Annotated in this window: 1 protein-coding gene; it reads right to left on the bottom strand. The window is 54.9% G+C overall.

The annotated features are described in order from the left end of the window. Positions 1–563, bottom strand: a 563-nt coding sequence (locus tag B5G12_RS14255; RefSeq protein WP_144064188.1) for an IS66 family transposase, incomplete at its 3' end; no start/stop codon positions are given. Positions 564–574 lie beyond the last annotated feature (11 nt).

Here is a 574-nt window from a genome sequence, read left to right as displayed (position 1 = left end):
GTACTGTACTGGTACAGTGCGATTTTCTTTTCGGCAGAACAGAACACCCACATCTGGGACATCTGACTGGATTCCCGGCCATCCTCTTTCAGGACATGGACGTGGGTCTCGTCCACATTCACAATATCCTGCCGCAGCAGCTCCCTGCGAAGCTGCTCATACAGGGGCTTGAGCCAACGGGCACTGCGGATTACCCAGTTGGCCATGGTATTGCGCCGAAGATCCACACCCTGCCCCTTCCAGTAAGCCTCCTGGCGATACAGCGGAACTCCGTTCTGGAACTTCTCCTGCATTATATAGGCTACCGTGGAGGGGGCTGCCATGCTTTTCTTCATCACTGGAACAGGAGCTTCGGCCTGCCGGATATAGCTCTCCCCAGTCTGGGCTTCACAGTGCGCACATTTGTAGCTGGCGGCATAGTAATCCACCACATACACCTGGGCCGGCACAATCAACAGTTCAGACCGGACTAACTTTTCCCCGATCCGTACCATTGTGCGGCCGCAATTGGCGCAGATCTGTTCCTTCTCCGGCAGCTCACAGACTACCTTCTTGTGTTCCAATCCTTCTGTCA

This window comes from Faecalibacterium sp. An58, from assembly GCF_002161515.1.
Classification (GTDB): Bacteria; Bacillota; Clostridia; order Oscillospirales; family Ruminococcaceae; genus Faecalibacterium; species Faecalibacterium avium.
The sequence above is the reverse complement of the archived record's forward strand: the minus strand, read 5'-3'. Positions and strand labels throughout refer to the sequence as shown.